Source organism: Nocardia sp. NPDC049526, from assembly GCF_044465765.1.
Lineage (GTDB): Bacteria > Actinomycetota > Actinomycetes > Mycobacteriales > Mycobacteriaceae > Nocardia.
Genome location: NZ_JBITMA010000015.1, coordinates 146,023 through 170,601, shown reverse-complemented (window position 1 = coordinate 170,601; position 24,579 = coordinate 146,023). Strand labels below are relative to the sequence as shown.

The following is a 24,579-nucleotide window of genomic DNA, read 5'->3' as shown; positions in this document are numbered from 1 at the left end:
TCAATAATCATCTCCTGGCTCCACGATGCACGCGGTCGGCCGGGCCGCGATGCGGTCTTAAGTCCTGTCCGTGGGCGGCTTTGGTCGCACAGCCCCGGAACTGCTGACGCTCGTGGAGCGATTCGATGGACAGCATTGTGCGGTGATGATCGCCGGGCACCTCGGTTCCAGCGCGAGCTGGCCGGTCGGCGCCGTCCTAGCGCCCTTCGGCCCACGGATCGGGGACCATCGCCAGCAGACGGATCCATCGGGAACTCGTACCGTTCTCTTCTATGTGCTGCTGGGCGCGGGATGGCATCCGGGCGATCCCACCGGTCCCGGTACGCCACTGCACCACGCCTACCTGCAGGCCACCACGATGACCTTCTTCGGCCTCGTCGCCGGCCAGATCGGCACCGCGTTCGCGGCCCGCACCGAACGGGCGTCGCTGCGCTCGATCGGCGTGCTGTCCAACCCAATCTTGTTGTGGGGTGTCGCGTTCGAGCTCGCGCTTGCGGCCGTTATCGTCTATTTTCCGCCGGTTCAGCACCTACTCGGCACGGCAGCGCTCACCCCGGACATGCTCGCCTTCGCGGCGCCCTTCCCGGTGATCATCTGGGGTGCGGACGAAATCCGGCGCTGGCTGTTGCGTCGCAGCGACATTGCACAGCAGTAGACGTCCGGCACACCGATGTCGTGCGCCTGCCCGATCCCGAGCAGCCACCAGCACCTTGTGGCGATCGCATTCGGTCCATGGCCCGACCCATCCGCCGTGCGGCGACGGTGGCATCGACCATCCGAACCGCAGGGTCGACCAAGTTACCGCGATAAGTCGGCGCTGCTGGACCTGACCTCGAGGTCCCGGCCGGAGTCGTCGTCGGTTATCTGGGCCCCCCAAGGCGCGGGCAAGAGGACCACCGTTCGGCTACTGCCGCGGCTGACGCGTGGGACCGCGGCTCGGACTCGAAATGGCGCGGGATGAACAACCTGGTCGGCCAGGATTCATGACGACGGTCACCTCGGGGAGTTACCTTCGCATCTGCTACGAGCGGCCGGGATGTCGCAACAATCGAGGTGTAGAGGCAGTTTCTCAGACGACCACTGTGACGGTTGGCGGCTGCCGCTCGAGGTGGTCGGCATGACCGAACTACATCTGCTGGATTCGGGATTTATGGAACTCGAGGATTCCGACCGGCATATCAGCCTCGGTATCGGTGCGGTCGCCATCATTTCCGGCACCGCACCGAAGCGAGCCGAATTCACCGAAGCGCTGGCTGAGCGGCTCGCTGACAACACCCGGCTGCGCCAGCGGATCCGCCGCGCCCCCTTGGACCTCGTCGCACCGGTATGGGAGGACGATCCGAATTTCGATGTGGCGCGCCATATCCGATGGACCGCGTTGCCCGAACCGAGCGATGAGGCGACGCTGTTCGAGCTGATCGCGACCGAACTCGCGGAGCGGCTCGACCGTGACCATCCGCTCTGGCAGTGCACCGTCGTCGAACATCTAGCCGACAACCGCTGGGCGCTGATCGTGCGCGCACACCACAGCCTCGTCGACGGGGTCTCGGGCATCTCGCTGTTCGAGGGCTTTTGCGACCGGCCCGCCGACAAGGCGCCCACTCGCGCGCCGAAGCAGGATCACGAGAACGATACTGCGGCCGGATTATTCGACTGGACGGTCAAGACCCTGCGGATGCCGCTCGACGCACCCCGCTTCGTGGTCAGCACGCTGCGCAGCCTCGCTCCGATCGCGATGGCCGCCATCAGCCCGGCCGCCGAATCCTCGCTGAACGGGCCCATCGGACACCAGCGCCGCTACGTCGCCGTGCGCACCTCGCTCGCCGAGGTGCGCGATATCAGCGCGGCGTTCGGCGTGACCGTCAACGATATCGTGCTGGCCGCGGTCGCCTCGGCCTACCGGACCCTGCTCACGCGCCGCGGCGAGGTCCCGACCAGCGATAAACTCCGTGTCCTGGTGCCGGTGTCGATGCGCCCGGCGCACGCGAAATATGTACTCGACAACCGGGTCTCGGTCCTGTTGCCACACCTGCCGATCGACATAGCCGACCCGGTCGAACGACTCGGCACAATCCATGACCGGATGACGGAGCACAAGTCGAAGGGCGGGGCACAGGCCGAGAATTCGATGTTGGAGCTGGCCGGGCGGCTTCCGTTCGCCCCCATCGCCTGGACCCTCCGGCTCGCGGCGCGATTCCCCCAGCGCGGCGTCGGAGCGCTGGCAACCAACGTGCCCGGCCCACGGCGACCCCTGACCATGCAGGGCAACCAGGTGCTGGAACTGCTGCCGTGCATACCGATCGCGATGCGGCTGCGCACCGCGATCGCCATCCTCAGCTACGGCGACAACCTGGCCTTCGGCATCACCGGCGACTACGACACCACACCCGATATCGAGGTCATCGCCGACGGCATCCGGGAAGGCATCGCCGAACTGTTGGCCCACGCCGCCCACCGTCTGCCGCACCGCGACAGCGTGGTCGAACCGGACGCGCGCCGCAGCCAGGACGCACCCGTGCCCGACTGACCGAAGGGCGTCGTACGCGACGATATTTTCCGTTCCGGCCGATCTGAACCGAGGGCTGAAACCCCTGGCCCGCAAGGCAAACGGTCCGCGGTAATTCGACAGATGTGACGGATATCGGCGCCCTGGAACATGGGGATGCGGTTGCATAGTAAAGATGGCGGTTCGCGGGCTCGTCTTGATGACCGATCACAGCTCGATGGAGGGCAGCCGCGCGGTCTTGTCCGCCGCGATCGAAATGTGCACCGGCCGTGCACCGGTCCTACTCGATGCTCGGCACTTCATGCGCGGTGGCGGCGGGCGGGTACGAGCCGACGCTGACGGACTCCGCTTCGAGATCGCCGCTGAAAACCTTTCCGTCACATCGTCGGTGGTAATCATCTATGAGATCCCGCCAGCCAGGCGGCGGGATTTCGAGGGATTCCAGCGGGTGCTGCGTCGCCACGGCGTCCGCTCGCTCGGCACCGATATCCGGCCGTGGCGGGCCGCGACCGAGAAGAATCTCACGGTGGAAACCTTTGTCCGCGAGGGCATTCCACACATGCCGACACTCAGTCTGAAGCACCCGACCGAGGCTCGGGCAATGGCCGCATTCGATCGACTCGGCGGTGATGTCTGGGCACGTCCGAATGTCGGCATGGGCGGCGATGATGTCTTTCACATCACCACCCGCACCCGGTTGCGAGAGGTCGTTCGTCACTATGCGCAGTCCGGTCAGAGTTGGCTGATCGCGAGGGACGCAAGAAATTTCGATGCGATGGGACGACGACATCAGTTCCGCGTCGTCGTTCTGGACGGGCAGATCGTGCGTGCCTGCGAACATGTGCAGGCCGATCCGGAAGCACCGTGCAACGAGTGCCGGGGCGCGGTCTCGACCGTGCTGCGGGTCGATGAACTCCCGGCCGGGCTGGCGCAGCTGGCGGTGGCGGCGGTCAAGGCGCTCGGGCTGCCGTTCGCGGGCGTCGACCTCGTACCCGAAAGCGGTGGTGTGGTGTTCGAGGTCAATGTGCATCCGACGATCGACCCACACAGCGCGCTGCGGACCGTCGCGGTTCCGTATGTGGAGGCGCATCTACGACCTGGACCCCACGCTATCGCGTAATCAATATCGCTGCCCGCCTGGGAGTTCCGGCGGGATCACCCGAGCGGCGGCATCAAACAGCGCGCCGAGCGAACCCAGGCCGAAGAAGCCGCTACCGTGTCCGACGCACCGGCCCGAGTCGGCGGCGGGTGACTGTGGACCTCGCGCCGTCGGCGGAATCAGGTCAGCTGTTGCGTACGACGATTATCGGGCACTCCACCGTGTGCAGTAATGCATTGCTGGTTGAGCCGAGGACCATACTCGCGAACCCACCGCGGCCGTGGCTGCCGACCACAAGCAGCTGCGCATTCGCCGACTCGTCGAGCAGCGCTCGAACGGGCCTGTCGAGCTTCAGGATCCGCAGCACCGGTACCTGCGCATACCGGTCGCGATAGCCTGCCAGGTTCTCGGCCAGCAGCGCTTCCTCGGACTCACGCGCGGCCTCCCAGCCCGAATGCGGCAGATCGATGCCGCTGGCATCGCTCCAGGTGTGCAGCGCCGTCACGCCCACCTTGCGGCGCGATGCCTCCTCGAACGCGAGCTCGATGGCGGGCACGCTATTCGGTGACCCGTCGACGCCGACCAGGACGGGTTTGCTTGCCGACACCGGATCGATCGCCGAATTCCCATGAATCACGGCGACTGGGCAATGCGCGTGATGGGTGAGCGCGGTGCTGACCGAGCCGAGCAGTCCGCGGTGGAACGCGCCGATGCCGCGGCTGCCGACGACCAGCATCCTGGCCTGCGCCGAGCGCCGGATCAGGGTCGGAATGATCGAGGCGAAGATTACCTCGGTGGCAAGCTCCAACTCCTCCCCCGGCACGGTCTGATGTGCCACACTGGCCGCTTCGGCCATGATTCGCTCGCCGTCGCGACGCAGCCACTCCACATCCACTTCGCTCAGAGTTCGGTCGGGGCCGAAGTCAGGGACCGCCACCGAGGTGAGGATGCGCAGCGGACAGCGGTGCAGTACGGCATCGACCGCCGCCCAGGCAACCGCCTCATACGAACTCGCCGAGCCGTCGACGGCCGCAATGATCTGCGCCGCTGTGGAATTGCCCATCTTCGTTCCCTTCATCGCCTGTCGTCTGTGATCGGATGGTCGAGCTTTTGCCAGTGCCGGTCCCATTGCGCCCGATGGTGACGCGCGAGCACCCGGGTGCTGCCCTGCAGCAGCAGCCATGCGACGACCCAGGTGCCGTTCAGCACCACGACGCCGACGCCGATTCCCGTCATCGCGGCGGTCCCGGGACGCCGTGGTACAGCCGTCGGAGCGCCGGTCGCCCCCAGCCACACGGTTACGCGATCACCGGCGCCCGCATCGCGTGACACCCGCACCGTCGCTGTGCCGGGTCGCCCGTTCTGGATCCACTGCACAGGCGCCTCGAGCAGATGCGAAGGCGTCCGCTCGGGCTCGGCCGTGATCACCGCGCTGACAACGGATTTCGCCGTGTCCTCGGTGCGGGTTCGGGCGTCGGCGTAGGCGTCTGTCCCCAGCGCTGCGGCGACCGGGATCGCGACGAGCACGGCGAATGCGACCATGAGCCGCAACACGGCCTCGAGCCGATCCGAAGGCCGCAGCAACGGATTCGGACTCCATATTCGCAGCAACCCGCACCGCGGCAGTGGTGACCGTGCACCACGCACCGAGAACGCCGAGTCCTGCGACATCGCCGATCACCTTCCTCTGGCATTTGCCCTGATCCGAGCATCGCGCGTCGGCCCGTGCACGGGCAGAGACGAAGGTCATCGCTACCGCGGGTCCAGCGACCTCGCTTTCTCGCCGCAATCACTGTCGGCAAGGTCGGGTAGAGGTGGCTCGGTGCCGATCCGCGCGGTCAGCCCGGCCGCGTCGAGATCGTCGCGCAGATCAGCTTCGACCCGGGCCGTCGCCAAGGGCCGGCGGTGCCAACGCCACCGCCGTACCACCAGGTAGGCGCCGACCGTGACACCGGCGAGGACATTGGTACAGGGCCGAATCCGGCCGTAGCCGTCGAATGGCCGCAGACCGGGGAAGTAGCCGCGCCTGCGTCTGGCCAGCATGGCGCGTTCTGCGCAGCGAAGAGGATGGTCGAAGGTCCCTCGGCATGCGGCGGTTCGGCACTGTGCGGCGGCGTTGGGCGAACGTAGCGTCGAGGTCGAAGGAGCTTCCGCAGGTAGCAGTGCAGAGGAGACCGAGATGCGGATCCGGGTCGTCTACGAGTCGATGTTCGGCAACACCGCCGCCATCGCCAAGGCCATCGCAGCGACATTGGGCGAATACGGCGAAGTGGAGGTGTTGGATGTGGCCGCCGCCGCCCAGCGCCCCGAGCCGACGGTGGATCTACTTGTGGTCGGTGCCCCGACACACGCCCTCGGGATGAGCCGGACTCGGACGCGGCGCGACGCGGCGAGCCGGACCGAGGCGCCGGTCGCGGTCGATATCGGGATGCGGGAATGGCTCGACGCGGCGCTGCCGGTGCCGCCGGGCTCCCGGGCCGCCGCCTTCGCCACCAAGGCCGCGAAACCCTCCTGGCTACCGGGATCGGCCGCACGTGGTGCCGGAAAACGGTTGCGGCGCCTGGGGTATGAGCTCGTCGACCGACCGGTGGACTTTCTCGTCGACGGCATCCTCGGCCCGGTCACGCCGGGTGAGTTGGAGCGCGCGCAGGCTTGGGCAGATCGCCTCGCCCGCGCCGAACTCGACCACACCGCACACCGGTCCTGAGGTCAGTGATGTCATACCGGGTCGAGGTCGTCGAATCGAACACCACCACCGTGCTCGAACTGCGCCGCTCGGTCCGCGGCGACCATGCGGGCGACGATATCCGCGAGGGGATGCGGGCACTCTACGAGTTGGCCGCACGCACCGGAATCGCGCCGGCCGGGCCACCGTCGACGACGTATCTGGGCATGCTCGGGCCGGGTATGACCACTGAAGTGGACTTCGGTCTCCCGGTGACCGACGGGGCGCTCGACGGCACCACTGAACAAGTCAACTTGCGCCGTCCCGAGCCGAAGCTGTGCGTCAGCACCAGGCACCACGGCGACTATCGACACATCGGTGATGCCTACCGTGCGTTGGACGACTGGATCCGCTCCTCCGACTATCAACCGATGGGGCCGCCGACCGAGGTGTATCTGGTGGCGCCGGAGGCCGCCGTGCGGCCCGGGGATCTCGTGACCGAGATCCGCCGACCGATCGCCGCCACCCTCGCTGTGCGGGTGCAAGCACTGTTCGCCGACACCGTATCGGAACTGCGAAAGGCATTGGCCGAACAGGGTTTCGGCATTATGACCGAGATCGACTTGCGCGCCACGCTGCACACGAAGCTCGGTGTGCAGATGGACGACTACCTGATTCTCGGCGCCTGCAACCCGATCCTCGCGCAGCGTGCGCTGATCAGTGATCCCCGGGTCGGACTGTTACTGCCGTGCAATGTCGTGGTGCGCAAAGACGGCGATACCACTCTCGTCGAGGCGGTCGACCCGGTGTTGCTGCTGTGCGGCGAGGTCCTGCACCACGCTGACCGGCCCGAGCTGCGCGCGGTCACCGGAGAAGCCCGCGATCGTTTGGCGGTTGCCCTGGCATCTGTCGAAAAGCGCCTGGCGCACCGAATGGGGGACGTTGGTCCCTGACCGACGGGCATCACGGCTCTCACCAGCGGTTGGGCTCCTACGAGACGCTGAGGGTATGGAATCGAACGCACCTCGCATCGCGGTCGTATACGCGACCGAAAAGGGATCGACCCGCGATATCGCGGAGTTCATTGCCGCAGAGTTGGGCGAGCAGGGCGCCGAAGTGGAGCTCAGGGACGCCGAGCATGCACCGGAGCTGTCCCGCTTCGACAACGTCGTGCTCGGCAGCGCGATCCACGATATGGACTTCCTGCCCGCGGCCGTCACCTTCGTGCGAACGCACCGGGAGGCATTGCGGAATAAGAATGTCTGGCTCTTCAGTGTCGGCCTCGGCCCCGCGCTCGGCGGGCCCATCGGAAGCCGCATCGGCCGGATCGTGCCGAAGAAGATCGCCGCGCTGCGCGACTCGATATCGCCGCGGGACTACAAGACGTTCTCCGGACACTACGAACACGTCGGCGTCTCGCTGAAAGCCAGAGTGCTGTATCGCTTGATGGGCGGTGGCCGCTACGGCGATCTGCGCGACTGGGCCGCCATCCGTGCTTGGTCCGCGACGATCGCGCAATCACTCGGTCTGCCCGCGGCACAGTCGAACACCGTTGTCCCGTAATCGGAGCCGACCGGATGTACCACCCGGCGGCGCGGCCGGTCGCCGGGACCGCCCGCTGATCGCTGCCGGGACCATGGGGCACAACGCCGAGACCTTCGACTGTAGCCGCCGCTGCCGGACCGGGCGATGGCGCGAACAAAGACATTTCGATCCGTCCCTGGTCGATTCGACTCGGCGGGTGGGCGTGTGCGGAGCGTTCGATCAGTGTCGGAATGATCAGGTCGAAGGTCACCTCGGTGGTGATGGCGAGATTTGTCGCCGGGTGCTCGGCATCCACCGGGAGGTCGACCTACTGCTGGCCTGCAATGTGGTGGTGCGCACCGACAACGATGCCACCGTCGTCGAAGCCGTCGACCCGGACATCCTCGGCCCGTACGCAACAGCCCGCATTGCGGCCGATCGCGCCGGTTTGGAGGCCGTCGTAAGGCGTTGCGCCGCACCGGCTCAGCGGCGTCTGCGCGAATGGGTTCGGTGGCCAAGGATCAGCTGGCGGCAGCCGACTCGAACGGGTCGAGCACATCAGCCACCGACCGTCGCGGCGTGATCGGCAACGACAATGCACTGGTCGGGAGCCAGCCGACCCGCAGGATCGCCTGGGGTTGGGCGAGGTCGTCGAGCACCTCGTGACGCACCCTGCGGCGCAGGTCCGCAAGCTCGAGCGGTTCGGTGAGCAGGCAGGCGGCCAGGCCGATATTAGTGGCGGTCAGCAGCACCGCACTGATCGCCTCGCCCGCGCGCAACCGCGAAAGCCGATCATCGGCCGATGTGCTGATCACCAGCAGTTCGGCGTAATCGGGTTCGTGCGCACCGTCGGCTGATGCGGGCGCCGCGAATTCGCGGGCCGGCAGTTCGTCACGCTGCCGCACACGAAAAGCGTTCCTGGCGGGCACCGCGTCGTCCGAGCTGTGCCTGCCGGACCAATTCGGCAATTCGAAGTGGTATTCCAGGTCACGGGTGTGCCGGGCGGCTGCGGTACGTATTGTCTCGGCCAGGACCTCGCGTGGGCGGTCACTGGCCCGCGTCACGATGGCCCCCAGTGTTGCGGCGCGTTCGGCAACCAGCCCCAGATATCCGTGCGGGATCGGCCACGACGAGTAATGCCTGCGGTCGGTCTGGCGTCTCGAAATCGCCGCGTTCAGTGCGACATCCAGTGATGTCGGCCGATGACGCACCAACTCGACCGCAGCCAAGTGGTTCGGATCCGCCGGATTCGGCAGCCGATGCACCACCGCGGACCAGCCCAGTGCCGCGAACGCGATGCGCAGATGATGCAGTGCCGTACCACAACTCAGCACCAGATCACGCTGATCCGGATCGGTCGCGGTCAGTGTGCGCGCGTAGTCGAGGTACAGGTGGATGGAACGGCCACCGATCCGCCACCGCCACGGCTGAGCATTGTGTACCGACGGTGCCCGCACCGCGAGAGCCAGTGCTGCTTTGACAGTGCTGTCATCGGGCAATCCGCGGTCCATGTCGCCTTCCTTCGTCGATTTCAAGCAACGGTCTCACCGACGTGGCGCCACGATAAGAGCATGACGGCCCTCTTGACGGGACTTCGGGCGGCCGTGGGCGTTGGCTTCCGACATCGCCGCCGGATTGTCACCGGCCGGATGCCATCACCCTGTTGCCGACCGGCCCCTCGCCGACATCCCGGATGCGGAATGCCGAGCCTGTCGAATTCGGCCCGGCGCTGATACTTCCGCTGCGAGCCGGACATTCGGTCATCGGAGTGCTCACCACCCTGCGCCCGGCCGCCACGCCCCCGCTCGATGCCGTGGCGCAGACGATGTTTGCCGCCATCGCCGACCAAGCCGCGCTTGCGTTGCACCTGGGTGATACCAAGGGCGCACAGCCACAGCCTTTCGGCCCTCGGGTTCGTGACCTTGGACAGGCGTGCCGACCCTCCCGGAGTTCATAACCTACGGGTACCCGATTGTCGGACCCGAAGGGCAGCCCATGACCACCCGCGCAGCAGCGATCCGCACCGAATCGCCTCGGCCGCAGTGGTTGTCGGTGCCGACGTGATCGTTCGCCCGCGCTGGTCCCGCTCCAGAAAGTCGAGAATTCACATGTCCCCCAATACCGTCAATTCGCCCGTCCTCGTCGGCGCCGACGGATCCGCCGATTCCGTCGAAGCCGTGCGGTGGGCCGCCGTCGACGCGGCCCGACACGGCGCCCCCCTGCACATCATCTACGCGATCGGCGCACCGGTCGACTACGGACCGGGTATCGCCTTCAACCAGATCGACTACGACGTCTATCGCGAAGCCGGCGCCGCCGCGGTCGCGCTCGCACGTAAAACCGCTGTCGCCGTATCGGATTCGATCCACCCGATCGATATCGAGACATTCGTTGTCGAGGCCCCGCCCATCCCCGTACTGTGCGACCGATCGAAGGAGGCCCGACTGCTGGTCGTCGGCACCCGCGGCCTCGGCGCGTTTCGGCGCGGACTGCTCGGTTCGGTCAGTACCTCGCTAGCCCGGCATGCACACTGCCCGGTCGCGGTGATCCCGGAGACCGTGGCGCCCGAGCGGGCGCTTGGGCCGGTCGTGGTCGGTGTCGACGGCTCCCCGGACGGCACGCGCGGCATCGACGTCGGCTTCGATCAGGCGTCGCGGCGTCGCGCGGCCCTGGTAGCGGTGCACACCTGGTCCGAATTCAATCGTTATATCCCCCGCAACGATATGGCGAACGAGGCCGAGGAACTGCTCGCCGAAAGTCTGGCGGGCTACACCGAGAAGTACCCCGAGGTCCGCGTCCAACGAGTGGTTACCGAGGACCGCCCGGCTAAGCGCATCCTCGCCACCGCCGAACGCGCACAACTGATCGTGGTCGGCAGCCACGGCGACGGCGGCTTCGCCGGCATGACCCTCGGTTCCACCAGCCAGGCCGTCCTGCATGCGGCCGACTGCCCAGTGATCATCGCCCGCCCCCGGGACTGATCGACGCTAGGACCCCGCCCACAGCTGCCTACGATCCGAGCCGGTCATGCCATGTGGCCTTCCGCCGCTGTCGCCGATTCGGTAGACCTGCAGCACCGAACCGGCGGCCACCGCCTCCCCTAGCAGAGCAGCTAGATCGAAGGGCCGCCCCCGAGCCTCCTGCGCCTAGGTGCACCGGTACACGAGATCGTGGGCGGGGCCATCCGAACCAGGCTGGTACAGGCATGCCAGGAAGGCGCCTGGCTGCATCGCAATGACGCCGTGTACCGACCGAACTGACGCTGCGGAGCGGGCGGCATATCGCGCCGGACGTCGCCGCAAATGCCGTGACGGCCACAGATCCTCTGACCCGCGAATTCCACGGTCCTACCCGAACCGAGACGGTGATCGACGACCGCGATGACCACGGCGTACTGCTGCTCGCGCACACCACCGCCGACGATCCGCTGTCCCTGTTGCGGGCGGGCTAGTGCCGAGGTAGTGGCATATCCGTGGGCCCAAAGGCCTGGGGCCATCACACGCAGGCCCGGACAGCGTGCTCAGGGGCCCGGACCGGCGGCGCGATTCTCAGGGGCCAACGACTGCAGAGTCGGTGCCATTCGGTCCTGTCGCCGCACCACGCGACGCCGTGACGATTGACACATGACGACCGGCGCGACTCGATATCAGGCACCGGGATTCGGCGCATCCGTGATGTTGTCGGCATTGCACTCCCCGCTTGCCCACGGGCTGCGGAACAACCTGTGCGAGCTGCGCTATCAGGCGCGGCGCTCGGGTCGTCATATCGCCTTACCCGTGTCCGGTGCCCGCGCGGGCAACACCGTTGTCGTCCTGGCCGGTCGCGACACAAAGACGTGGTGGCGCAACTTCCGTACACCCCCGACTCGGCGCGTCCTCATCGAGGCGGTGCATTCACCCGATGGTTCGCCGCCCTATCTGGTGCATTGGTCCGATACCGGGCATCGAGCACTGACCTCCCCCGGCCCCGACTCCTATGTGCTGAGCAGTGCGCAGCTGCGCGAGCGGGGGCAGTGCGCTGCGGCCCGCTTCGCGGCACTGCGGAATGAGCTGTCGCATCCGGACCGGACCGCGGAATCCATAGCCGAGCCGAATGCCGCGACACAGGGTACGAGGTGATCGAGATGTCCGAATATCCGTCCATGTCGACCCGCTTGTGGCGGCGACGACCGTGGCGCACCGGTTCGCTGATGCGGGTATCGGACCGAGTCGAGGCACTGGTGTGGCTGTTCGCGATTCTCGTCATACTCGTCGCAGTGCCGGTCGCGGGCGCGGCAGGTACCGCGGGCTACACCGCGGCCGTGAGCCGGATCCGGGTCGAGAACGCAGCGAAAGTCGCTGTGCCCGCGACGATTACGACGAAGCCGGAACGGATCGTGACGGCCGATGCCTACGGGTCGACCACCGAACGATTCGACGCGACCGTGCGTTGGTATCAGAACGGCCGCTCCGGTACGACGACCACCGAGGTGCCCGACAAGTCCGCGCCGGGCGATGAGGTACAAGTGTGGTTGGACGGCAATGGCAAAGTGACCACACCGCCGGTGCGCCCCATCAACGCCGCCAACAGTGGTATAGGCATCGGCACGACGGTGCTCGCCGTAATCTGGAGTGGTGCAGTTCTTTTGGGCTACGGCACCGGCCTGTTGCTGCGCATCCGCCGCTATGCGGCGCTGGCCCGGGAATGGCGCGGAATGGGCCGGCCGGTCGGACAGGACTCATGACGGCGATCGAGACGCGCCCGCCCGCTGCTGATCGGTATCGGAAGCAGACTGTATCGGTCACCTGGTCACACCACTCGACCGATCGGGATGGTCGCGAGGTCCGATGCCGTCGTGCGATCGGACTCGACAATCGCGTGCCCGGAGTAGCCGGTCGCAGCGAACTCGCTCACGCTCGCACACCCCTTGGCGACCACAGCTCGGACGTACTCACCAGACAACCTCAGCAGTCTCACCATGCGCAACAGCGCCAACAGGGGCGAAGGTCCCATGAATCGAGGACTCGGGCTTGATCGCACCGACGCTGCGGAAGTCGCCGCTACCAGTGTCGATTCCTCCGTTTGCGGTGACTTTCGGCCCTCGCTGATCCACTTCGACATGTCGATGATGGGCGCGAATGGTCTATTCGGAAAGGAGCCGGCCATGACCACCACACAGGCCATCATGCAGCCCGACGTCGCGTGCATTACGGTTCGCGACACCATGGAGACCGCGGCGCAGCGGATGCGACAGCTCGATGTCGGCGCATTGCCGATCTGCGATGGCGAGGGACATCCGGTCGGGATCGTCACCGATCGCGACATCGTCGTCAAATGCGTTGCCACCGGCGCGAATCCGCGCACGACCACTGCGGGCGAAATGGCCCAGGGCGACGGTCTGCGCACCGTCGACATCGGCGCCGACATCGATGCCGCCCTGGCACTGATGGAGCGGCATCGGATCCGACGACTCCCGGTGACCGAGGCGGGCAAGCTGGTCGGCATCATCACCGAGGCCGACCTGTCCCGCCGTCTGCCCGACACCACCGTCGGCGAATTCGTGGAAGCCGTATGCGCACAACATCTTCCGGCATCCACCGACGAAGGTGCGCAATAGCCCGAGCCCCGCGCCGAGGCGCCTGGACCGGTTGACCGAGGACCTCATTTCCGAGCGCCGATCTCCATACCGCACGGAACCGGACTCGGTATCCCGGCTGTCAGCATTGCCGGATCGGCTTGTCGATCGCGTCGGTCGTGATCGCGAGCGCCGCACCGGGCGCAGCCGCTCGCGCGACCCGAATGGCTTGGTCGAGCACTCGTTCGGCGCTGTGATATGGCCGAACCGTCGATCGCCGCAACATACCGGGCGCTACGAGCCTGTGACCGAGGTTTCCTGTCAGCGTCGCCTCCAGATCCGCAATGGAGCGTGAATCCCGCGGCCGTGCCGACCGCCCAGCAGGGTTGTTGATCCGGACACATGAGCAAGATCGTGCGGCAGCCCGTACCTGCGTTGCGAACCAGCGCCTACCAGTCGTCGGCGCCATGTCGTGGACTTGTTCCAACCGGGCGGGTTTCACTGAACCCGTTGGAGCTGCGCCCCAACGATGCCGAGCGGCTCCTGACCACACACCCCACATCAGCGGGCAGAGCGGCTGGCGCCTGCTTCCCGCACCACCTCCCAGCCCCGATTCCGGCATCGGAGATCCAGAAGACATGACAATTTCGCGCATCGATACCGCCGAGCGATCCACAGCCGACTTCGACAATCCTGACTTACTTGTCCATCGTGGCCGGAAACGACCGCTGGCAGTCCGGGCAATCCACAACAATGTTCCACAGGGAGCGCCCGACGCCTGCCTCGAGCCGCGTCCACCGCTTCTGACCGGAAAAACCAGCCATCGCTGTTCTCGACACATCCCCGATTCCGAAGGCAGGTTTTATCCATGACCCCGAAAGTCACCATCGTGACCGGAGCGTCCAGGGCATCGGTGCCGCCTTGGTCACCGCGTACCGTGGGCTCGGTCACGCCGTGGTAATGAACTTGATCCAGAATTCGTCGCGCACCGCATCCGAAAGCTTTGCCAGTTCTGGAAGCAGTTCGCGAGCCTGCGCCAGATCCGGATAGTGCACCGGACCGAAGGACACGACCGGTGACTCATCACATGCGTAGTTGACGCCTACGATCGCGATTCGATGATGGTGAACCAAGCGCCACGTTACCCGCACGCCATCGACTTCGGTTCGACGCACATCACGCACCTCCCACCCCCGTTGTCGGCGTGGGCGGCTCGTGCCTTCCGGTTCGGCCGCCATGGCGAACTCCGCGAGGCCACAACATTTTTGTGTGTCATGAATGCTCCGTCTCTTCCGAGGTCCCCGGACGCGATTCAAGCTCGGTCGCGACACGGAGTCCAGGACGAAGCTTCTACCTTTGGTTGGCCGGACTTTCCGCGGCGGTCGTGCTAGTTGCCGCTGGTGAGCGCGTCGCGGTGGGGGTCGTCGGCCGGTGTCCACCATGGGCCGGTCGGAGCGAACACCCAATTCCGGCTGCGGGCGAGGGCCAGTAGCGATTCGACAGCGTGCCGAACGCTGACGCGGTCGTCGTCGGTGCGGTGCAACAGCGACCACGTCCACAGTGGAATCGGGTCGGCGATCGGACGACGACCGAGCGTGGGTGGTGGGACGGCGGTGTGGCGCTTGGGCGAGGCGAGAACGGGTGCGTTGATATCGCGGACGTGGGCGTAGAACGCCTCTCCCGTGACGCCGCCGTCATCGATCTTCGCGATGCTCGCGCCCACCTGAATGGCGAATTCGGTGGCGAACCGGTGCCATGACGACCAGGCCCATTCGTCACTGTCGACCAGCACGGTGACCCCAGCCGCGGGCACCGGCTCGGTTGAACTCATCCCGGGGCCGACCGCCTCGAGTGGTTCTGCGCGAAGCAGGTGCGCGCTGAGACCACGCGCGTCGGCGCTGGTTGCGCTGATCCAAGCCACCGCAAGGTCGAGGCTGCCCTCGGCGACCCGGTCGGCCTGCACGTGCGACGGAAGCACCCAATCGTCGATACGCAGGGACACCGTCGGGCCGACGCACCCGATGACGTCGTCGGGGAGCCAACTGACGTAACCCAGCCGTAGTGGTATCGCTTCGGCCGCCCGGTGGCGGACCCGTTGTCGGGCTCCGTCCGTGAGGGTGAGGATCTGGCATGCGTCCTCGAGGAGGGACCGCCCGGCTTCGGTCAGTTGGACACTGCGTCGGTCGCGGCAGAACAATTGCGCTCCGAGATCCCGCTCCAGGGCGATGATCTGTTGGGACAGCGCGGGACCCGAGATGTGCAGCCGCTCAGCCGCGCGGCCGAAGTGCAGCTCCTGGGCGACCGCGACGAAATACCGCAGCTGCCGCAGTTCCATGAGTCGAGCTTAGGCGTCCGCTTGCCGCGTTGTGTGTCCATACCGGCCGCCCGCCGGATGCTCCGTATCCCGCATGAGCAGGGCCGTCGGCCGCATACCTGTGTTGCGAAGCAGCGCCTATCAGTCGTCGGAAACAGGTCCTGGACTTGTCTCACCCAGGCGGTGTTCGCTGATTCGGTAGCCGGCCGAAAGGATAAGGAAGGATCAGATGCACTTCCAGCAACCGCGACGTGGTGAGCGTGCGTGAGCGGCCCGACAACGATCCGTCGCCGCAAAACCGAAACGTCGGGCACTGGCAGCCCATCCCGTCGATCCGACTGTTGTGAAGGAGTTCGGATATGAACGCAAACCTGAAAGGCACCGTGACGCTGGTAACCGGCGCCGGAACCGGTATCGGCGCGGCGATCTCGCGCACGCTCGCAGGACAGGGTGCGGCGGTCGTCCTGGTCGGCCGTCGCCTCGCCCAGTTGGAGGACGTCGCGGCGCAGATCCGCGCTCGCGGCGGGTCGGCGAGTGTTTTCGCAGCCGATATCTCCCACCGGGCTCGAGCCGCACTCGCTGTGGACCATGCGATCTCGGAGTTCGGGCGCCTGGACATCGTCGTCAACAACGCCGGTGTGATGCTCATCGGGCCGGTTGCCGACGCGCCCGATGGTGAATGGGAACGCATGATCGATGTGAATCTCAAGGGGGCGCTGTACATCACGCAGGCCGCGATTCCGCATCTGCAGAAGTCCGCCGGCGCCGGACCACGCCAGGTCGCCGACATCGTCAACATCAGCTCGACCGCAGGCCGGGTGGCTAGGCCCGGGACCGCCGTCTACAACCTCACCAAGTTCGGCATCAACGCCTTCAGCGAAGCGCTTCGACAGGAACTGCAGCCCCAGCGCGTGCGCGTCGGGGTGATCGAGCCCGGCAACGTCGACACAGACCTGGCATCCCACACCCGACCCGAACTACTGGAAAGTGTTCGATCCCAGATCAACTCCATCGAGCGGCTCACGCCTGAGGACATCGCAGACGCGGTCGCATATATGGTCGGTCGGCCCCGACGCGTAGCTGTCAACGAAATGCTCGTGCGCGCCGCCGACCAGAGTTGGTAGCCCCGCAGTTCAGCCTGATTTGTTGCACCGGCCGGCATCCGTGCACCGGTGTGGCTCCTGTCGGATCTGCTCTGCGCTAGCGGCATAAGCGTTGGGGCAAGCTCTTTCGCTGGGCGCCACCGAGTGGGGAACAGGTTACTGGGTCGATGTTGCGGGAGTGCGGCTGTCCGACTATTAGAATCACGATGTGCAGCGCGCTGCAGTGACCGCTCCTTCGCGTGTCGTAGTTCTCGGGTCCGGGTTTGCGGGTCTGTGGGCGGCGCTCGCGGCGGCCCGGCGGCTCGACGAGCTCGGTGTGGCGGTCGGAACCGTCGATGTCACGATGGTCAGTTCCACGGCGTACCACGACATCCGCGTGCGCGACTATGAGACCGATCTGAGCACCTCCCGCATCCCGCTGAGCGCTCTTCTCGATCCGGTCGGAATCAAGCACATCATCGGCGAAGTGACGGCGATCGACGCGCTGGCCCGGGTCGTGGAATCCACCGCGGGCGCTCACAGCTACGACCGGCTCGTGTTCGCGTTGGGCAGCCAGGTGGTCAAGCCTGATATCCCTGGCCTGCGGGAGTTCGGTTTCGACATCGACACCCATGACGCAGCGACCAGACTGCAAGCCCACCTGCGCCGGCTTGCCGAGGGCCCCACTGACCCGGCGGCCGCGACAGTAGTCGTCGTCGGGGCAGGTTTGACGGGGATCGAAGAGGCGACTGAGCTGCCTGCAATGCTGGCCGACGCCTTTGCCACGCATTCCGTCGCACCGCGGGTCATCCTGATCGACCGCAACCCGCTCGTCGGCTCGGACATGGGCGCATCGGCACGACCGGTCATCGAGGCGGCGCTGGGCTACACCGGGGTCGAGACCAAGTTGGGTGTCGGGGTCCTCGCCATCGACGAGCGCGGCGTGATGCTCTCCTCGGGTGAAGTGGTGACCGCCGCCACCGTCGTCTGGTGCGCCGGCATGCGGGCCAACCCGCTGACCGCAGACTTCGGGGTCGACTGTGACCGGCTGGGTCGACTCCCCGTCGACGATTATCTGCGGGTCTGCGGTGTGCCCGGGGTGTTCGCCGCCGGTGACGTCGCCGCCGCAAGAATGGACGACGAGCATATGTCGGTGATGTCCTGCCAGCACAGCCGCCCGATGGGCCGATGGGCGGGATACAACGTCATCGGCGATCTTCTGGGCGAGCCCGTGAAGCCACTGCGGATCCCTTGGTATGTAACGGTTCTCGATCTGGGACCGGCAGGCGCGGTGTATACCGAGGGCTGGGACCGCCACGTGGTCGCGTGCGGCGAGAAGGCCAAAGACACCAAGCGCGCCATCAACACCCGGCGTATCTATCCTCCGTTGAGCCGCGACCGCGACGCGTTGCTGGCCGCCGCCGCGCCCGAACTGCAGGCCGCGCCCGAGCACGGACCCGAGTCCACCCATTGACTACCAATCGCGCCGACGGATACATCATCCGACCACCGGGACAGAGACCACACGAGAGGATTTCCCCCCGCCGCCGGTCTCCGGTGGAGTAAATGCCGCTGTGGTAGTCGATTTATGGAGGATTTCCGCTGTCCCGGTGCGCTGAAATGACCGAGCTCGCCACGATCGCTACGTTGGCGAGCATGCGCACCGATGGAGATTCCTGGGACATCAATACCAGCGTGGGATCTACTGCGTTGTTCGTCGCGGCGGCTCGCGCGCTGGGCGGCCGCGCGGCCGATGCGCCCGCGACGGACCCGTTCGCCGAGCTTTTCGTGCGGGCCGCGGGCGGGGAGTGGGCCGACCTGCTCGACGGTCGAGTGCCTGCTCATCCGTTGCTGACGCCCGAATTCGGCATCCAGTTCCAGCAGCATCAGGTCGCCCGCACCCGGTACTTCGACGACTACCTCCATGCGGCCGCGGCCGCGGGCATCCGGCAGGTGGTTATCCTCGCGGCCGGCCTCGACGCGCGCGCGTATCGGTTGCCGTGGCCCGACGGCACCGTCGTCTACGAGCTGGACCGGCCGCAGGTGCTGGAGTTCAAGCGCGAGACTCTCGAGCATGCTGGTCGACAGCCGATCGCCGAGCGCCATGAAGTGCCGGTCGACCTGCGTGAGGACTGGCCGAAAGCGTTGTGCGACAGCGGCTTCGATCCTGCCCTGCCGACCGCGTGGCTGGTGGAGGGTCTGCTGATCTATCTGTCGTCGGCTGCGCAGGATCAGCTGTTCGACGCCATCGTCTCACTCAGCGCACCCCGCAGCCGGGTCGCGATCGAGCAGATGGATCCGCTGCCCGCGGAGGCCGTCGCCGAGATGGCCGGGCACGACGACGCGGGCTCGGACTGGGTGCGGTTGATCTACAACGACCCCTGCGGTGAGATCACCGAGTGGTTCACCGACCGCGGTTGGACCGGCGAGCGCGTCGACCTCACCGACTACATCCGCGGCATCGGCCGCACTCCGGCCGCCGACCGGTCATTGATCAGCCTGGTGACCGTCGTGCGGCCGTGAACGGGTTTCGGCTGACCGTTGCGCACCACCGGACCGTGTGACCTTCGGGGGTTTCGCAGACCGCCGATGACCGACTCACGAGAACCCGGATCCGATCGAGGAACGGTATCGGTTGTGCGACGGATCGGTGGAGATGCTGGTCGTCGGTGTCACGGCCGGCGCGTAGCTGCCGCATGCTGACGGACGGAGGTCGGCCCAGCACCCCGGAGAAGGGAGATGCACGGTGGCATTGGGACGTCGTCGGCTGCTGATCGGTTTCGCCGGTGCGGGTGGCCTCGCCCTGGCCGGATGCGGGTGGGTGCGAGAACCCGCGCCGCCACCCAGACCCGCCACAATCGGATTCGATCCCCCACCCGGCACCCGCGATGTCGATGCGCGCAGCCCCGGCACGATCACGGTCACCGACGGGACGCTGCGGTCGGTCGAATGGATCGATGAAACGGGCAGATCACTGCCGGGCGCATCGGCACCCGATCTTCGAACCTGGACCAGTGCCGAACCGCTCGGCTATGGACACACCTACACGGTGAAAGCCGTGGCTCACGGCGAATCCGGCGACGTCACCGCGACGACAACCTGCACCACGGTGCGACCGCAACAACTCGTCGACGTCTCTCTGCGCTCGGCCAATCTCGTCGAGCTGGCCGAAAATGACACCTACGGAGTAGGTTTCGTGCTCGTCGCCCATTTCGACGAACCCGTCGATCGGCCAGCGGTGGAACGTCACCTGAAGGTCACCACCGAGCCGGCCGTCACCGGTGCCTGGTACTGGCTCGACGATCAGAACGCACACTGGCGGCCGGAGCACTATTACGCGCCGGGAACCAGGATCACGATCGCGGCCGAACTCTTCGGCCTCGCGCTCGGTGCGGGCCGCTACGGCCTACGCAACCAACGGGTTTCGGTGATCATCGGGCCCGCACACGTCGCGATCGCCGACGACGACACCAAACAGATCGAGGTCTTCGACAACGGAAACCTGGTGCGCACCATGCCCACATCGATGGGCAAGGGCGGCACCACCGTCGTCGGTGGCAGAGCCATGTCGTTCTGGACCCGCCCGGGCATCTACACCGTGCTGGACCGAAACGACCCGGTGATCATGGACTCCGCCAGTTACGGCCTGCCCACCAACTCCGGGGGCTACCGCACCAGCATCAACCACGCGGTCCGCATCAGCCATGACGGAATCTTCGTGCACGAATTGGCGGCAACCATGTGGGCCCAAGGCAACACCAACGTCTCACACGGCTGCCTCAACATCTCCCCCGGTGACGCCGCATGGTTCTACGACTTCGTCACCCCCGGCGACGTAGTCGAGGTCCGCAACACCGGCGGCGACCCCCTCGACGTCTGGCAGAACGGCGACTGGAGCATCGCCTGGTCCGACTGGCTTCGCGGTGGCGCCCACACATGACACGAACGAGAAAGACGCCTGTCCCCCCGCGAACCTGTCGTGACCGTCACAGGGTGGATGTCGCGGGATGGACCGGACTCCATCGGCGGAACCCACCCGAGGCCGTTTCGAGCCGCCACCACGCCAACCGCTCGGCGAGTTCGGGCAACCAGCTGGCCGGCGCATCGCAGAGATCGTGTCGCGCGCGGGCGGCGGCGGAATGCAGAACGTCGGCGGCGACAGCGGGAAAGTCGTGTCGGAGGTGCTCGATCGCATCGGCGACAACGACGTCTGGCGTGGCTCTATCCGATCTCACCGATGTCATCTCGTCCCCTTCTTGCCGGCTCGTGCGTGGATGACCTTGTCGGCGACATTATTTGCTCGATCGTGGCCGGAACAGGGCCACTGGTCCCACTCTCGTGGGCCGATAGGCACTGCTGAGGCGGCATCGACGAAGTGGTGCGACCACCAGGGACGAGGGTTGACTCAGGGGTTACCGATGGCCGAGTCGGATCGAATGCGGGCCACGAACTGCTCGATAGCGGTCCACATCTGGGGGTTGAGTTGCGTGTGCTTTCCGGTGCCGAGGACGGTGCGGAAGTCGACGCCGTGAGCGGCGAGTTGGGCGGCGAGGAGGCCGTGCAGTGGGGACGGGACGATGGTGTCGGTGATGTTGACGCACAACAGGATCGGGGCGTTGTAACCACTGGCGGGAACGGTCATGTAAGCGTCGGCAGCAGCGGGCATGGGTGCGACGGACAGGGGCTTCGCCAGCAACTCGCCGATGCTTAGGCCACGGACGCGATCCATGATCTGAGGTGTGCACATCGCGCCGACACTATCGAGCACGGACCGGCCCTCGGGGGTGAGATATTCGTCGACGTTCACCTCGGATCGGGCGGCGCGCAGCCCGGCCAAGATGCTGACGAACAGGTCCATGAAACCGTCCGCGATGAAGGACGGAGTGGGAGTGCCCGGTCCCAGCAGCGGTGCAAGCTTCTCCACGTCGGACTCGGGGTCGATCGCGATGGTGCCACGGAAGTCCAGATCCGGTGCATCGGTGGCCTGCAAGTGGCCGGTGCCGAGCGCGGCCTGCCCGCCCTGCGACGCGCCCATGACCGCCCATGTCCGCGACAGTTCCGGGTGCGCGGCGCGGGCGGCGCGCACGAGGTCGATCGTGGCCGTCGCCTCGGTGTCGATCCCCAGGTATGGATGCGGTCCGGTGTCGAAGCGGCCGAGGCCGAGGTAATCGGGCGCGACCACGGCGAATCCCTGCGACGCCAGGTATTGGAGCAGCGCGTCTTCATCTCCCGCAATCGTCTGGGCGGGGTGCGCGAGCGGATCGGACTGGCCACCGCAGCCCGGTCCGAGCCCGCTGGTGCCGTGGTCGTAGGCCATGATCGGCCACCCGGACAGCGGCGGGGTACCGGCGGGAACGTACAGCGCGCCGCTGGCCGGCTGTGTCGTCCCGTTCGTCCCGCGCATCCAGTACTCGATCACTGAGCCATCGGCATCGGACATTCCGCGCGTACCGTCGGGTAGCGGGTACTCCGCGATCAGGGTCCCCGAGACTTCTGCATGCGCCGGGGCGATAGGTATCAGGAGTGCGATGCCGGCCGACAACGTGACCACCGCCGCCGCTCGCCTACCCGCGTGGACAACTCGCATCGAACACCTCACATCCGGTCCGACACCGTCACGATCGTGAACGAGGCTATAGATCAGAACGCGACAACTCGCTTCAACACGCTGCTCAGCAGAAATCGCGCGCATCAGGCCGACCACATCTGTCCGAGCAGACAGCTCGCGCCGCACCGGTGGATTTGATCCAGACGCGATCCCGAGGCGCGGTCACCTTTGCGGATCACTTCGGCGGTGCCGTTGCCCGTAGAGATCTACGGTGGAGGCATGACCGCCTTGGAGTATCGGCATCTGCTGGTCGCGCGGGACGGCGACACCGTGCGCATCACCATGAACCGGCCGGAGCGACGCAATGCGCTGTCGGGCGAGCATCTTGCCGAACTGCTCGCCTCCTTCCGGGCCGCCGGCGAGACCGACGCCACCGGGATAGTGCTCGGGGCGCACGGTCCGGTGTTCTCCGCGGGACATGATTTCGCCGACGTGGCCGCCCGCGACCTGCTCGGCGTGCGGGAATTGCTCACGCTGTGCACCGATCTCATGTCGACCATCGAGTCGGTGCCGCAGGTGGTGATCGCCCGGGTGCACGGTCTGGCCACGGCCGCCGGCTGCCAGCTGGTGGCCTCATGCGATCTGGCCGTCGCCGCCGAATCGGCCGGGTTCGCGCTCCCCGGCGGCAAGGGCGGCTGGTTCTGCCATACCCCCGCGGTGCCGGTCGCGCGCGCCGTCGGCCGTAAACGCCTGATGGAACTGGCCCTCACCGGCGACCCGATCGATGCCCGCACCGCCGAACAATGGGGCCTGATCAACCGGGCGGTGCCAGACGCCGAGCTGGACGCCGCCGTCGACGAGTTGCTCGCCCGCGCCACCCGGGGCAGCCGGGCCAGCAAGGCGCTCGGCAAGCGCACTCTCTACAGCCAACTCGACCGCCCCGAAGCAGATGCCTACGCCCTCGCCCTGGAAGTCATGGCGGCCGCCGCCCAACTTCCCGGCGCCCGCGAAGGGATGGCGGCCTTCCTGGCGAAGCGCCCGCCCGTCTGGCCCGATTAGCGCCGCTAGGGGACTCTTTCAACGGGGACTGGACCGTCATTCCCGATTCTGGGAATGGCCGATACTCGAATCGCATCGGTCCCTGTGAGTAGAGGATTACGGATGTCGCGATTCGTCGGTCCACAGCCGAGTGGCAACGGGGTACTGCGATGAGCCCGACCGTCGACCACTATCGGATCGTTCCGGAGCTGACAGTTCCCGGTTACGCATCCGATGCGCTCAAAGCCATCGTCGGTGCCACCCACGCGGCGGTCCAAGCCAACGTCGACAACCTGGGGGCGGGCACGCCGTCCAGGGCCCCGAGATTCGTGAAACTGCTGCGGGACAAGCAGATTGTCGATGACAAGAATCAGTCGATCGCGACCACCAACCACAACGAAACCGTCTCCGCACTGCGGGACATCGAAGCCTCGATGGACGTGAACGACGAAGGCGTCGACAGTTCGACCTACGGAACCTACTCCGTGGCGGGCGACGCGTATGTCGACATCGAGAAAGCGGTCAATCAACTCCAAGGCACCATCAACGACGCAGAGAACGCACCAGGACCGAGCGTCGACGCGGCAGGCAGACAATATTGGCCGGAGGCGGTGGAGGGCCCACTGCGAACCGCATGCGCCACCACCGCCGCGACGGTAGAGCAGCGGATGTGGGATGCCACGACCGACATCCAGCGCCATGCCGAGCACATCAACAACTCCGCCCCCGATAACCCGACGAGCAGTGGCTACGGCGGGACCACGGCGCCGTTGACGACTCCGTGGTCGGGCCACAGCTATGTGCCACCCGCCGACGCCGGCACCATCGACAAGATCAAGGGATTCGCCGCGAACGAACTCGGCGTCGCCGAAACCGGAACCAACCACGTGAACCGCCCGTACAACATCGACGACGCATGGTGCGCGTCCTTCGCCACCTGGGTCTGGAAACAGTCCGGGATAAACGTCGACTGGAGCAACAAGAACTACGTGCCCAGCGTCTGGTCCGACGCCGCCGGTAAGGGCTGGGCCGATAGCGATATGTCCAGCGCCCGCCCCGGAGACCTCGTCGTATTCGGCGGCCAACACCACATCGGGGTGGTGGTCGCTCGCAACGGCAACAGCATCACCACCATAGAAGGCAACTCCGGCGACGCCGTACGCCAGCACACCTACAACCTCGCCGGTGGAAACTTCACCGGAGTCATACACCCGCCGGCCAAGACCCCGGTCAACGCGTAACCGACTGC

The 24,579-nt window shown here is 66.5% G+C and carries 25 protein-coding genes; 17 read left to right on the top strand and 8 right to left on the bottom strand.

The window, feature by feature from the left end:
- Positions 1–145 precede the first annotated feature (145 nt).
- The 3 genes from ACIBW7_RS35835 to ACIBW7_RS35825 all read left to right on the top strand — a co-directional run bounded on the left by ACIBW7_RS35835 (position 146) and on the right by ACIBW7_RS35825 (position 3,626).
- Entirely contained in the window at positions 146–655 is a 510-nt protein-coding gene (locus ACIBW7_RS35835) for a cation transporting ATPase C-terminal domain-containing protein (RefSeq protein ID WP_397054275.1), read from the top strand.
- A 462-nt stretch (positions 656–1,117) separates the two neighbouring features.
- On the top strand, positions 1,118–2,527 hold the full coding sequence (locus ACIBW7_RS35830) for a wax ester/triacylglycerol synthase family O-acyltransferase (protein ID WP_397054273.1): 1,410 nt from the start codon (positions 1,118–1,120) through the stop codon (positions 2,525–2,527).
- Between the two features lie 154 nt (positions 2,528–2,681).
- Entirely contained in the window at positions 2,682–3,626 is a 945-nt protein-coding gene (locus ACIBW7_RS35825; protein ID WP_397054271.1) for a RimK family alpha-L-glutamate ligase, read from the top strand.
- Between the two features lie 163 nt (positions 3,627–3,789).
- Here the strand turns inward: ACIBW7_RS35825 and ACIBW7_RS35820 are convergent, their stop codons facing one another.
- The 3 genes from ACIBW7_RS35820 to ACIBW7_RS35810 all read right to left on the bottom strand — a co-directional run bounded on the left by ACIBW7_RS35820 (position 3,790) and on the right by ACIBW7_RS35810 (position 5,648).
- The gene (locus ACIBW7_RS35820; protein ID WP_397054269.1) at positions 3,790–4,668 is read right to left on the bottom strand and encodes a universal stress protein; all 879 of its coding nucleotides are present in this window, start codon (positions 4,666–4,668) and stop codon (positions 3,790–3,792) included.
- 11 nt (positions 4,669–4,679) lie between these two features.
- Positions 4,680–5,276, bottom strand: a complete 597-nt coding sequence (locus ACIBW7_RS35815; protein WP_397054267.1) for a hypothetical protein — start codon at positions 5,274–5,276, stop codon at positions 4,680–4,682.
- 81 nt (positions 5,277–5,357) lie between these two features.
- Positions 5,358–5,648, bottom strand: coding sequence for a hypothetical protein (locus ACIBW7_RS35810; protein WP_397054265.1), 291 nt, complete (start codon positions 5,646–5,648; stop codon positions 5,358–5,360).
- A 136-nt stretch (positions 5,649–5,784) separates the two neighbouring features.
- On the opposite strand from ACIBW7_RS35810, the gene ACIBW7_RS35805 reads away from it, so the two are divergent.
- From ACIBW7_RS35805 to ACIBW7_RS35795, 3 genes are read left to right on the top strand one after another with little or no spacing between them, the layout of a single operon-like run.
- A complete protein-coding gene (locus ACIBW7_RS35805) occupies positions 5,785–6,312 on the top strand; it encodes a flavodoxin domain-containing protein (protein ID WP_397054263.1) in 528 nt (175 codons plus the stop codon).
- Positions 6,313–6,320: 8 nt separating this feature from the next.
- Positions 6,321–7,223, top strand: a complete 903-nt coding sequence (locus tag ACIBW7_RS35800; protein WP_397054260.1) for a DUF302 domain-containing protein — start codon at positions 6,321–6,323, stop codon at positions 7,221–7,223.
- Positions 7,224–7,278: 55 nt separating this feature from the next.
- Complete coding sequence (locus tag ACIBW7_RS35795) at positions 7,279–7,833, top strand: flavodoxin domain-containing protein (RefSeq protein ID WP_397054258.1); 555 nt, start codon at positions 7,279–7,281, stop codon at positions 7,831–7,833.
- Positions 7,834–8,315: 482 nt separating this feature from the next.
- Here ACIBW7_RS35795 and ACIBW7_RS35790 read toward each other — a convergent pair whose 3' ends face one another.
- A complete protein-coding gene (locus ACIBW7_RS35790; RefSeq protein ID WP_397054256.1) occupies positions 8,316–9,305 on the bottom strand; it encodes an Acg family FMN-binding oxidoreductase in 990 nt (329 codons plus the stop codon).
- Positions 9,306–9,902: 597 nt separating this feature from the next.
- On the opposite strand from ACIBW7_RS35790, the gene ACIBW7_RS35785 reads away from it, so the two are divergent.
- The 5 genes from ACIBW7_RS35785 to ACIBW7_RS35765 all read left to right on the top strand — a co-directional run bounded on the left by ACIBW7_RS35785 (position 9,903) and on the right by ACIBW7_RS35765 (position 13,390).
- Positions 9,903–10,775, top strand: coding sequence for a universal stress protein (locus tag ACIBW7_RS35785; protein ID WP_397054254.1), 873 nt, complete (start codon positions 9,903–9,905; stop codon positions 10,773–10,775).
- A gap of 326 nt (positions 10,776–11,101) precedes the next feature.
- A complete protein-coding gene (locus ACIBW7_RS35780) occupies positions 11,102–11,245 on the top strand; it encodes a hypothetical protein (RefSeq protein WP_397054252.1) in 144 nt (47 codons plus the stop codon).
- Between the two features lie 172 nt (positions 11,246–11,417).
- Entirely contained in the window at positions 11,418–11,912 is a 495-nt protein-coding gene (locus ACIBW7_RS35775) for a DUF1918 domain-containing protein (RefSeq protein ID WP_397054250.1), read from the top strand.
- A 5-nt stretch (positions 11,913–11,917) separates the two neighbouring features.
- On the top strand, positions 11,918–12,517 hold the full coding sequence (locus ACIBW7_RS35770) for a hypothetical protein (RefSeq protein WP_397054248.1): 600 nt from the start codon (positions 11,918–11,920) through the stop codon (positions 12,515–12,517).
- A 420-nt stretch (positions 12,518–12,937) separates the two neighbouring features.
- The gene (locus ACIBW7_RS35765) at positions 12,938–13,390 is read left to right on the top strand and encodes a CBS domain-containing protein (protein ID WP_397054246.1); all 453 of its coding nucleotides are present in this window, start codon (positions 12,938–12,940) and stop codon (positions 13,388–13,390) included.
- Between the two features lie 905 nt (positions 13,391–14,295).
- Here ACIBW7_RS35765 and ACIBW7_RS35760 read toward each other — a convergent pair.
- Together ACIBW7_RS35760 and ACIBW7_RS35755 are read right to left on the bottom strand one after the other, a co-directional pair.
- On the bottom strand, positions 14,296–14,418 hold the full coding sequence (locus tag ACIBW7_RS35760) for a hypothetical protein (protein WP_397054244.1): 123 nt from the start codon (positions 14,416–14,418) through the stop codon (positions 14,296–14,298).
- A 317-nt stretch (positions 14,419–14,735) separates the two neighbouring features.
- The gene (locus ACIBW7_RS35755; RefSeq protein WP_397054242.1) at positions 14,736–15,683 is read right to left on the bottom strand and encodes a LysR family transcriptional regulator; all 948 of its coding nucleotides are present in this window, start codon (positions 15,681–15,683) and stop codon (positions 14,736–14,738) included.
- 338 nt (positions 15,684–16,021) lie between these two features.
- Here ACIBW7_RS35755 and ACIBW7_RS35750 point away from each other — a divergent pair, with 338 nt between their 5' ends.
- The 4 genes from ACIBW7_RS35750 (at position 16,022) to ACIBW7_RS35735 (ending at position 20,684) form a co-directional block, all read left to right on the top strand.
- The gene (locus ACIBW7_RS35750) at positions 16,022–16,786 is read left to right on the top strand and encodes an SDR family NAD(P)-dependent oxidoreductase (RefSeq protein WP_397054240.1); all 765 of its coding nucleotides are present in this window, start codon (positions 16,022–16,024) and stop codon (positions 16,784–16,786) included.
- Between the two features lie 202 nt (positions 16,787–16,988).
- Positions 16,989–18,218, top strand: a complete 1,230-nt coding sequence (locus ACIBW7_RS35745; RefSeq protein WP_397054299.1) for an NAD(P)/FAD-dependent oxidoreductase — start codon at positions 16,989–16,991, stop codon at positions 18,216–18,218.
- A 182-nt stretch (positions 18,219–18,400) separates the two neighbouring features.
- Positions 18,401–19,267 (top strand): SAM-dependent methyltransferase, encoded by an 867-nt coding sequence (locus ACIBW7_RS35740; RefSeq protein WP_397054238.1) that lies wholly within the window; start codon positions 18,401–18,403, stop codon positions 19,265–19,267.
- A 223-nt stretch (positions 19,268–19,490) separates the two neighbouring features.
- Complete coding sequence (locus tag ACIBW7_RS35735; RefSeq protein ID WP_397054236.1) at positions 19,491–20,684, top strand: Ig-like domain-containing protein; 1,194 nt, start codon at positions 19,491–19,493, stop codon at positions 20,682–20,684.
- 46 nt (positions 20,685–20,730) lie between these two features.
- On the opposite strand, the gene ACIBW7_RS35730 is transcribed toward ACIBW7_RS35735, so the two are convergent.
- The gene (locus ACIBW7_RS35730; RefSeq protein WP_397054234.1) at positions 20,731–20,988 is read right to left on the bottom strand and encodes a hypothetical protein; all 258 of its coding nucleotides are present in this window, start codon (positions 20,986–20,988) and stop codon (positions 20,731–20,733) included.
- 161 nt (positions 20,989–21,149) lie between these two features.
- Positions 21,150–22,331 carry an alpha/beta hydrolase family protein gene (locus tag ACIBW7_RS35725; RefSeq protein ID WP_397054232.1) on the bottom strand — a complete coding sequence of 394 codons (1,182 nt, stop codon included), beginning with the start codon at positions 22,329–22,331 and terminating at the stop codon, positions 21,150–21,152.
- Between the two features lie 240 nt (positions 22,332–22,571).
- Between ACIBW7_RS35725 and ACIBW7_RS35720 the strand changes: the two genes are divergently transcribed.
- Both ACIBW7_RS35720 and ACIBW7_RS35715 read left to right on the top strand, forming a co-directional pair.
- Positions 22,572–23,351, top strand: a complete 780-nt coding sequence (locus ACIBW7_RS35720; RefSeq protein WP_397054230.1) for an enoyl-CoA hydratase-related protein — start codon at positions 22,572–22,574, stop codon at positions 23,349–23,351.
- 149 nt (positions 23,352–23,500) lie between these two features.
- Entirely contained in the window at positions 23,501–24,571 is a 1,071-nt protein-coding gene (locus tag ACIBW7_RS35715; RefSeq protein WP_397054228.1) for a CHAP domain-containing protein, read from the top strand.
- Positions 24,572–24,579: the final 8 nt, after the last annotated feature.